This window comes from Roseibium sp. RKSG952, assembly GCF_009711355.1.
Window position 1 is genome coordinate 121981 of the sequence record NZ_SMMF01000950.1, and the last position, 9576, is coordinate 131556.

General features: G+C 55.8%; 7 protein-coding genes. 3 read left to right on the top strand and 4 right to left on the bottom strand.

What is annotated here, in order from left to right; genetic code table 11:
• Positions 1-3 precede the first annotated feature (3 nt).
• From E1297_RS33330 to E1297_RS33340, 3 genes are read right to left on the bottom strand one after another with little or no spacing between them, the layout of a single operon-like run.
• Positions 4-1329: a TRAP transporter large permease subunit gene (locus E1297_RS33330; protein ID WP_155145709.1), complete on the bottom strand. Its 1326-nt coding sequence runs from the start codon at positions 1327-1329 to the stop codon at positions 4-6.
• On the bottom strand, positions 1329-1847 hold the full coding sequence (locus E1297_RS33335) for a TRAP transporter small permease subunit (RefSeq protein WP_155145711.1): 519 nt from the start codon (positions 1845-1847) through the stop codon (positions 1329-1331). The genes E1297_RS33330 and E1297_RS33335 overlap by 1 nt, the downstream gene beginning before the upstream one ends.
• A 16-nt stretch (positions 1848-1863) precedes the next feature.
• Positions 1864-2649 (bottom strand): N-formylglutamate amidohydrolase, encoded by a 786-nt coding sequence (locus E1297_RS33340; protein WP_209016154.1) that lies wholly within the window; start codon positions 2647-2649, stop codon positions 1864-1866.
• 101 nt (positions 2650-2750) lie between these two features.
• On the opposite strand from E1297_RS33340, the gene E1297_RS33345 reads away from it, so the two are divergent.
• From E1297_RS33345 to E1297_RS33355, 3 genes are all read left to right on the top strand, one after another.
• On the top strand, positions 2751-3626 hold the full coding sequence (locus tag E1297_RS33345) for a MurR/RpiR family transcriptional regulator (protein WP_155145715.1): 876 nt from the start codon (positions 2751-2753) through the stop codon (positions 3624-3626).
• Between the two features lie 409 nt (positions 3627-4035).
• Positions 4036-5775, top strand: coding sequence for a type I secretion system permease/ATPase (locus E1297_RS33350; protein ID WP_209016155.1), 1740 nt, complete (start codon positions 4036-4038; stop codon positions 5773-5775).
• Positions 5775-7082: an HlyD family type I secretion periplasmic adaptor subunit gene (locus E1297_RS33355; protein ID WP_155145717.1), complete on the top strand. Its 1308-nt coding sequence runs from the start codon at positions 5775-5777 to the stop codon at positions 7080-7082. The genes E1297_RS33350 and E1297_RS33355 overlap by 1 nt, the downstream gene beginning before the upstream one ends.
• Before the next feature lie 46 nt (positions 7083-7128).
• Here the strand turns inward: E1297_RS33355 and E1297_RS33360 are convergent, their stop codons facing one another.
• Entirely contained in the window at positions 7129-9180 is a 2052-nt protein-coding gene (locus E1297_RS33360; RefSeq protein WP_155145718.1) for a dockerin type I domain-containing protein, read from the bottom strand.
• Positions 9181-9576 lie beyond the last annotated feature (396 nt).

Consider the following 9576-nt stretch of genomic DNA (forward strand, 5'->3'; position numbering starts at 1 on the left):
GGATCATTTGTTGTAAATGTAATCCGGCAGCCACAGCGCGATCTGTGGGAAGGTCATGATGATGGCCAATGCAAGTGTCATCACCAGAACGAACGGCAGAATAGAACCGTAGATGTCGCGCAGTGAAATCTCGGGCGGAGCCATGGCCCGCATCAGGAACAGGTTATAGCCGAACGGCGGTGTCATATAGGCGATCTGCGTGGTGATCGTATAGAGCACGCCGTACCAGATCAGGTCGAAACCCAGCTCACCCACTAGCGGGACGTACAGCGGGGCAACGATCACCAGCATCGCGGTATCGTCCAGAAAGGTGCCCATCAGAATAAAGCTGAGCTGCATCAGGATCAGGATCATCCAAGGGTTCAGGCCCAGACGTTCCGTGAACAGATTTTCGATCGCACGTACCGCGCCCAGACCATCGAACACCGCGCCAAACGCCAATGCAGCAAGAATAATCCACATGAACATGCAGGTAATGCCAAGGGTTGAGCGTACAGAGGTTTCAAAGACCTCACGGGTCATTCGCCCTTTCAAAACGGCTGCCGCAAAAGCGGTCAGCGCACCAATGGCCGAGCTTTCAACAAGCGAGGTCCAGCCGTTGACAAAGGGAACCATCATCGCCGCAAAGATCCCGATCGGCAGCAGACCCGCGCGCAAGAGGCGCAGTTTTTCCGCCATCGGCACATCTCGCTCTTCCTTCGGCAGCGCAGGACCCAATTCCGGATTAATCTTGCAACGGATCACGATGTACAGAATGAACATCGCCGCCATCATCAGGCCCGGCAGAATACCTGCCAACCAAAGCTGACCAACCGGTTGCCTTGCAATCATTGCATAGAGCACAAGTACCACGGATGGCGGCACCAGAATCCCCAGGGATGACCCGGCCTGAATGACCCCGGTCACCATCTTCTTGTTGTAGCCGCGTTTGAGCAATTCCGGCAAAGCGATGGTGGCACCGATGGCCATACCGGCAACGCTCAATCCGTTCATGGCCGAAATCAGAACCATCAGCCCGATTGTACCGATGGCCAGACCACCGTTCAGCCCGCCCATCCACACGTGGAACATCTTATAGAGATCGTCGGCGATTTTGGACTCTGCCAATACATAGCCCATGAAAATGAACATCGGTAGTGTCAGCAGCGGGTACCATTTCATCAGCTTCATGGCGGCGGCAAAGCCGATATCGTACCCCCCACGGTCGCCCCAAAGCAAAAGCGCGGCGACGACAGCAACAAACCCGATGGCACCGAATACACGCTGCCCGGTCAGCAGCATCAGCATCATGGTCGAGAACATCAGGATGGCGATCAATTCGTATGACATCAGATCACCTCACGCGGGATGTCGTCGCCCTTGAGGCGGAGAATATCTTTGAAAAGCTCGGATATGGCCTGCAGCAGCATCAAAAACAGGCCGAGGACCATGATCACCTTGATCGGCCAGAGATAGGGTCGCCAGGCGGTCGGGCTGCGCTCGCCATATTGCAGCGAATAGCTCAGCGAGTCGTACCCGCCATAGATCATCACGCCGAGATAGACGATCAGGAAGAAAACGGTAATCGCATCGGTCCAGGCCCGCCTGCGATGCGACCATTCACTGTACAGGAGGTCCATCCGTACATTCGATCCCATCTGAACCGAATAAGGCCCGCCAAGGATGTAGTAGGCAACCATCGCGAACTGCGCCATTTCCAAGGTCCAGAGCGAAGGAAGAAAGAAAGTTTTTGAGACCGAAGACCAGAGCAGAATGCCCATCATCACAAAGATGCCGTACATGACCACACGGCCAATCCAGCGGTTCATACGGTCAATGACCGCCACATATCCCCGCATGAACTTCATGCCTGCCTTCCTGCTCTCATATCTTTGCCTCAACCTGAGAAAGCTCATCAACCACTGATCGCAGGATCGGCGCCAGCTGACCGGCGATGCGGTTTATGCCTGTGGGTGTGTCGATCAGATCGTTACGCACTTCGATCATCACATTTGGAATGCCACGTGAGATCGCATGCTCACGCAACGTGTGCGTGACACCATCGGTGGCGGAATAAGGTTCGTTCAATGCCACGCGCAGTCCACTGTCTTTGGCATGGCGAAGCATGATCTGAGCCGCACGATCATCCGCATCGTGCAGAATGCCCAGTTCGACGGCCCGAACCTTACCCTTATACACCGGTGTAAAGCTGTGCATGGTAATCAGCACAGGCGGTGCGGGCCTTGCGTCCAATGTCGATGCCAGCAGCTGCCGAAATGGTTCATAAACCTCCCGTATCCGCCGGGTCCTTTGATCATCGGACAGATTTTGGTTGCCGGGAACCGGGAACACTTCGCTTAGCTGAGGCATCGCATCCGCACGTTCTGGCGGGCGGTTGCAGTCATAGACCAATCGGCTGACACGCGAGTGAACCAATGGCGCGTCCAGCGCCCCCATCAGTTCCACAGACAACTCAAACGCACCGATGTCCCAGGCCGCGTGCGAACGCGCGGCAGCCTCATCCAGCCCCAGCCCGTTCAAAGACACCGGGATAAAACGACTGGCATGCTCGCAGACCAGAACGGCAGACGCACCGCCCCGCGCATTCAGTGCGCGCGCCGCTGGTGCCTCGGTCGGCTGTAGCAATGATGACTCGGTATCAATTGGCATAGGTAACATTTGCTACAGCGGAAACTAAACTGTCAAGAAAATTACTGTAGACAAAATTACAAACACAAATATTCTGTAACGAATTGAAAAAAGAGGGGCCGATGGCAACCGTCGCCAAACTTGTCAAACAGCGAATACAGGATGAGCTTGATGGCCTGACCCGGTCAGAGCGCCAGCTGGCGTCGATCCTGTTGCAGGACTATCCCATGGCCGGGCTGCAATCGATCACCAAGCTCGCGGCAGCGGCTCAGGTTTCAACCCCGACGGTGATCCGTATGGCGCGCAAGTTGGGTTTTGACGGGTTCCCGGACTTGCAGGAAGCGCTCCGCGAAGAGGTTGCAGCGCAGATCAAGAAACCGATCTCCAAGCGCGACGCCTGGGTTGTGGATGACGAGGCCGAGCATCCTATCACCCGGTTTGCACAGGCCGTCTGGACCAACATGCGCCACACGCTGGAACGCCTCGACAAAGAGATGTTCGACGCGGTTGCTCAGCTATTGGCAGACACGGATCGGCATCTTTATGTGGTTGGCGGGCGCATCACCCGATCTAACGCCGATTACCTGTTCAACCATATGCAAATCATTCGCCCCAACGTGACCATGTTGGGCAATTCCGCCAATGTCTGGCCTCAATATCTGCTGGATATGGACGAAGCATCGGTCTTGGTGATCTTCGACATCCGCCGGTATGAGGCACATCTGGAGAAGCTGGCTCAGGTTGCGTCGAGCCGAGGAGTTACGGTAGTTCTGTTCACCGACCAATGGGGTTCTCCAATCGGCAGGACCGCTGATTACACGTTTCATGCATTGGTCGAGGCACCATCCAGTTGGGATTCGACCATCGCCCTGCAACTGATCTCGGAAACTCTGATTGCCGAAGTGCAAGAAGCGCGCTGGGATGAAAGCAAGGAGCGAATCGAAGAGCTGGAACGCTATTTCTCTTCGACCCGGATTTTTCGAAGCCACGAAACGTGACGGCTAAAATCATTACATTTCAATCGCATTGAAGTTCTTGATCTCGTTTGACCTGCCACAGGCTCAAGGCTAATTACTAATATAAGTTAGCATTATCAGAGGCTTGGATTTGCTACGGCAGTGGCACAACTACACCGCCTGTTCTGACAATCCTTTGCCGCCAGTAGATCAAAACAGGAAAATTATTGCCTACCAAATCCATCATATTTTCAGCATTCTCGCAAAACGTGAGAGAAAACCAGCCGGGCGAGCAAACTATCGCCAGCTTTCACCCTTACGTTGCCAGCGCCTCTACAGCTAGTTGTTCGCTACTGATACGCACAATGGGCATATTGATATCTGTTGGCCAAAACCTGTACCGCTTTGGCCTGTCAAAGATGCCTCGAATGAAAGACAAGGGCCACGCATCGTGAGTTTCAAAAACCAAGCATCTGCACCGCCGCGCCACGAGCTTCGTAAAGTGCGCAATCAGGGGACGATGTTCCTTGCTCTGGCTTTTTTGTTCAGCATCTTCGTAAACCTGCTGATGCTGACGGGCCCACTGTTCATGCTGCAGGTTTATGACCGGGTGTTGGGTTCACGTGCGGTTGAGACACTGACCGCGCTCTTCCTGCTGGTGGCTTTGCTCTATGGGCTGATGGCGATGCTTGATTTCGCCCGGGGCCGCATTGTGGCCCGGTTCGGAGCTCGGTTTCAATCCACACTGGATCAACGCGTTTTCGATGCCACCCTGCGCCGCGCTCTGCTTCCGCAGGCGCGTTCCGCCCCGGCAACGGCGCTGCGCAATCTGGAATCGATTCAGAACCTTTGCTCATCGCCTATTTTGCTGGCAGTCATGGACATTCCATGGACCCCGGTTTTTCTGGCGGCCATATTCCTGTTTCATCCCCTGCTGGGGTGGCTCGCCGTAGGTGGTGGTGCATTGCTGATCGTGATCGCAATACTCAATCAGGCACTGACCCATCGCAAAGTGGCCGCGGCGCAATCTGCCTCGGCGCGCGCAAACTCATTCTCGGAACATGCACGTCAGGCAGCTGAAGTCGTGCGATCGCAGGGCATGCAGGAAGACGTTACAAAGCGCTGGTTGAAACAACGCTCTGACGCGCTGTCGCAAACGATCGCGGCCAGTGACTGGACCGGCAGCTTTACCTCACTGACAAAATCCCTGCGCCTGTTCCTGCAATCCGCGATGCTGGCCTTGGGGGCGTGGCTGGTGCTGCAAAACGAAATGACAGCTGGCGCAATGATCGCAGGGTCCATCCTGTTGGGCCGCGCGCTGGCGCCCGTGGAACAGGCCGTAGGGCAATGGGGCACGATCGAGAGAGCACGATCTGCGTGGTCCTCACTGAATCAGTTCCTCGATAGTACGCCACCCGAAGCGCCTCGAACCAAATTGCCGGTTCCCGAAGCACGGCTGACCGCAAAGGGTCTGACGGTGATCCCCCCCGGTGCATCTGGGCCGACCTTACGCAATGCTTCGCTGCAGCTCGAGCCCGGGAAGGCCCTTGGCGTTATCGGCAAAAGCGGCTCAGGCAAAACCACCCTTGCCAAGGCCTTACTGGGCCTTTGGCCGCCTGCGGTCGGCGAGATCAGACTGGGTGGTGCCACGCTGGATCAATACGACCCAAATGATCTGGGTCGCCACGTGGGTTACCTGCCGCAACAAGTCACGTTGTTCAATGGAACGGTGGCGGAAAACATCGCGCGGATGTCTCAGCAGCCAGATCCTGACGCGGTCGTCGCCGCTGCCAGAAAGGCAAACGCGCATGAACTGATCCTGAGCCTGGAAAAGGGATACGATACGTTCCTGGAAGGAAATGACAGTCAGCTTTCCGGTGGTCAAAAACAACGGATCGCATTGGCAAGAGCGTTATATGGCGACCCGGTTCTGCTGATCCTGGACGAACCGAACTCGGCCCTTGATGCCGATGGAACCGAGGCATTGAACGCAGCGATCCGCGGCCTGAAAGCAGAAGGCAAAGCAGCAATTGTCATGACACACCGACCACAGGCGATCTCAGAATGTGATGATCTGGTCGTCATCGAAAAGGGGCAAGTCGTCAAATCCGGCAGCCGGGACGAGGTACTGGGTTCGATGGTGCAGAACGCCAATGTCATCAAGCGGCAACTCAACAAGGTGGGTGAATAATGGCGGGTAACCAAACACGACCGGCCTGGCGTATTACCGTTCCGGCCATTGTCGGCTTTGTCGCACTGGCCATCCTTGTCGGCGGCATTGGTGTATGGAGTGTTCGGACACGTCTGGCCGGCGCAATTGTCTCTCAGGGCGTGATCGAGGTTCAAAGCAACCGGCAGGTGATCGAGCACCCTGACGGGGGCGTTGTTGGGGAAATCTTCGTCCGAGACGGTGATGAGGTTGCTTCCGGTGCCATGTTGCTGAGGCTGGATGATACCTTTCTGGCATCTGAAAAGTTCATCGTTGAATCTCAACTGTTCGAGCTGCTGGCCCGCAAAACCCGACTGGAAGCTGAGCGTGATGGTGTGGATGAGGCCACGCTGGACGCAAAATTGCAGGAATTGAAGGATCAGGAACCAATCGATCCGGGGCTTTTGGCAGGTCAGGCCCGCCTGTTTGCGGCACGTCTGGAAACTCTTGCCCAGAAGACCGACCAGCTTGGTAAGCAAAGAATTCAGATCGAAAGTGAAATCGATGGAACCGAAGCCCAGTTGGTTTCCTTGCGCCGACAGGTCGAACTTATCGGCGAAGAGCTGGAAGATCAGCAGAGCCTGCTGACGCGCGGCCTGACCCAGGCCAGCCGCGTCTCGGCCCTGCAACGAGAAGAAGCCAGCCTGACCGGTCAGATCGGCAATCTGGAAGCAGCAGTCGCACGGCTCAAAGGTCAGATTGCAGCAACCGAAATTCAGATTGTCGAACTTGCTGCCACCCGGCGGGAAGAAGCGATTACACAATTGCGGGATGTTCAGTCTCAGGTCGTCGAACTGTCGGAACAAAGGTTGTCGCTGACCGAGCGTCTGTCACGCCTCGACATTCGTTCGCCGGTGTCGGGGACTGTCTACGGCAGTCAGGTCTTTGCTGTGCAGTCGGTGATCCAACCCGCTGAACCTATGATGTATGTTGTGCCACAGGACACGCCATTGTTGGTAGCCGCCCGGGTGGATGCCATCCATGTGGATCAATTGCATCTGGGTCAGCCTGTTGCCTTACGATTTCCGGCCTTCAATCAAAAGGACACACCGGAAATCGAAGGTCATGTAATCAACGTGTCCGCTGATACTTTCACCGATGAAAACTCGGGCCTGACTTTCTATCGCGCCGAGGTTGTTCCGGATGAGGGACAGGTCGAACGCCTGAATGGGCAAAACCTGCTGCCCGGCATGCCGGTCGAAACACTGATCAAGACGGATGAACGGACACCGCTGTCATATCTTGTCAAACCGCTGGCGGATTACTTCAATCGGGCCTTCCGAGAATAACCGGGTAGAAAGCGCCGCCCAAGATCGGGGCTCAGGCAGCGAGCATTCAAACGGCTTCGAGATTACCCAGCAGGATCGAAGTCATCTCGGTTGTCACCACCCCGTCGACCGCTGTGACTGACACACCTGTTTCGTAGTCGACATTGGTTCGGGTCATACCGGACAGATCGGCATCAGCATCCAGAAAGACCCACTTCGCTTCATGCGGAGTAGGTTGACCAACGGCAACTTGAAGAATGGCCAGCGCATCAAGTGCGTTGATCGTCCCATCCTGATTAATATCCGCCGCAATCAGGTTCTCTGGGGCGGCGGGCCCCCATGTCGGATCAAGGCCGACGGACATGCGCAATACCTGCAACGCATCAAGCGCAGTAATCTCAGCGCTGGCCGTGGAGTAACTTTTGACGACGTCTAACTCGCCCTGAAATGTTCCGTCAGGCAGACCTAAGTCAAACCGTCCTTCGGAATCTGCAGTGGCTACGACGGTGCCTCCACCCTGTGGTGTAAACCGTATTTCCGCATCAGCGAGCGCCGGGTTGTCTGTTTCCGTACTGATATTGACGTCCCCCAAAACACCGGGTGAACCGGGCGGGGTCAGGCCACCGAAATCCCCAAAATAAACCGGAACGTGGTCAGGTCCGTCAAAACCGCTCCCAAACACATCCGCACTTGTCAGTGGACCACCTGCTGCTGAAATGACCTCGATCGTTTCGTCACGGTATTCGATCCGGGCACCCTGCGCCGTTGAGTTGAAACTTAGCTGGGCCGGGCTGCGCAACAGCAGATAGTCGAACATATCCAACCTGTCGGTTCCGGCTTCGAAATCGGTAATCGTGGTCAGTTCGCTGCCAGAACGCATAACAAAGATGTCCGCTCCGCTTCCGCCACTCATCGTCGTGGCACCCGCCCCCGCGATGAGAATGTCATCTCCATCTCCGGCCATCAGAGTTGAGCTGAGGATACTACCGGTCAACATATCATCCTGTGCCGAGCCTGAAACCACACCAGACCCCTCACGAACAACACCCAGATCCCCAACCGAAACCGTCAACTGAGTCAGACCTGCGTCCTCTTGCGAAGCTGCAAATATCTGCAGTTCGTCCCCCACATGGGCAACAGTAAGCGTCTGAACATTCTGCAACCCGCTGGCCAACGTATCTGCGAAACTGTCCAGATGGATGAGTTGGCCTTCTGGCGTCATGGTAAACAAGGTGATTCCGTCATCGCCTCCGCCTGCCACGACAAACACTCTGCCGTCGACGTCGATGACTGACAGGTCCTGAACCGATTCAAAACGGGTATGGAGCGTGTCCAGTACGTGATCGGTAGGCGTCAGTTTTCCGTCCGCACCCATATGCATGACACTGATTGAGTTGCTGCCCGCGCCCGCCACGACAACCCAGGAATTTCCGTAAGCCTGCACCACTTCAACTGCAGTTGGGGCGTTGATTCCAAGCGTCGCAATCGCGTCCCCATTGTCGATGGTGTTCAGCACACCCGAATTCGGATTGATCCCATAAGTGTTGATCGAACTGCTCGCCGCATCCGCCGCGACGATGAACTGCCCCGTACCCACCTGCAGTGTCTGAAGCGAATCGGCCACCCCCGAGATTGCTCCGGTCAGGCTCAGCGATCCGTCTGCGTTCACACTATACGTGTTGATCTGGTCGGTATCTTCATGCGCAATGGTCAGCAGGCTCGTCGCACCCAAAGACACCTGAACCACTGCAGAGATATCGCCTCCACCGATCAGCGTTCCGGTTTCCTGCAGCGCGCCAATGGTTCCGTCGGCGTTGAGTGCGTATCCAACAAGGCCCGTAGCCGTATCTACATCCAATATCAGTTGATCATTTCCCGCCAGCGACACGGGCACACCACTGCGTCCGACCTGCATGCTGATCGAACCAGTAAAGTACTGTTCATCGATTACTTGCGGAGCACCACCCTCCACAATCCGCCAGGCTACGACACCGCCGCCAGGACCTGTCGTGCTGTACATATACGTGACACCGTTAAACGTTTTTAAAGCCGTATCGCCGATACCTGAATCGAGCGCCGGCTTCCCCGTTGCCACCACTCTTTCGAACTGAAGCGTCATTGCAAATCACCCCCGTGCCACCGCTGGCATTGAAATCAGGATGATCAGGCGCCCGGACCGAAACCAGAGCAGGAATGTGGTGAAAACGAGAAGTTCGGCTCCAGTTTAACTCAATTTTTCTGGTCCGACCGCATGGATAACCGGGTGACAAGAACAATGAACAGAATTCGGCAAATGCCGAACTGTCGCCGGATTGCTTGCGGCCATCAAAGGTGAGGGCACGATGATGAAAGAACCCGTTTCGAATAAACAAGCGAACTCGGAAAATCTGCCTGAAGACGGGCGCAAAAAGCATGTGAGGCAATGGCTGGATCGCAAGATGCGGCAATGGGCTGGTCGCGGAATTGCGGGAGGATTAGGTTCAAGTCTGATGGCATTGCCCGCGCTGGGTCAGGC